At 50.0% G+C, this 614-nt stretch carries 1 pseudogene; it reads left to right on the top strand.

Going from position 1 to position 614, the window contains the following annotated elements:
- A pseudogene (locus tag R7R78_RS27615) lies at positions 1-580 on the top strand (penicillin-sensitive transpeptidase); the annotation flags it as partial.
- Positions 581-614: the final 34 nt, after the last annotated feature.

Here is a 614-nt window from a genome sequence, read left to right as displayed (position 1 = left end):
ATACGCACCACAAGTGATCTCTGAACAAAACGCATTCTTGATGCGTGAAATGATGTACAGCAACATCTGGGGTGGCGGCAACTGGCGTGAAGGAACTGGCTGGAACGGTACCGGCTGGCGTGCGCAAAAACTTGAGCGTCGTGATATTGGTGGTAAAACTGGTACGACTAACGATTCAAAAGACGCATGGTACAACGGTTATGGTCCGGGCGTGGTTGCTATTGCATGGGTGGGCTTCGATGATCACTCACGCGCGTTAGGCCGCACGACGGTGAACAGCAATTTGGGTCAAGGCCAAGTATCTGGTGCTGAATCAGGAGCGAAAACAGCAGAGCCAGCATGGATTGACTTTATGCAAGTGGCATTGGAAGGCAAGCCAGAACAAGGCAAGAATATCCCAGATGACATCGTGCGCGTTCGCATCGATCGCAACAGCGGTCTGCTGACTCATAAAGTGGATAGCACGTCCATGTTTGAATACTTTGAGAAAGGCACGGAGCCAACCGAATATGTTGGTAACAGCCTCGAAGACAGCATTTATTCAAGCGGTTCTGGTGGCACAACGGAAGAGTTGTTCTAAACCAAACGAAAGAAAAGATAAGGGGAGAGCGTTG

This window comes from Vibrio sp. 2134-1 (assembly GCF_033339495.1).
The sequence above is the reverse complement of the archived record's forward strand: the minus strand, read 5'-3'. Positions and strand labels throughout refer to the sequence as shown.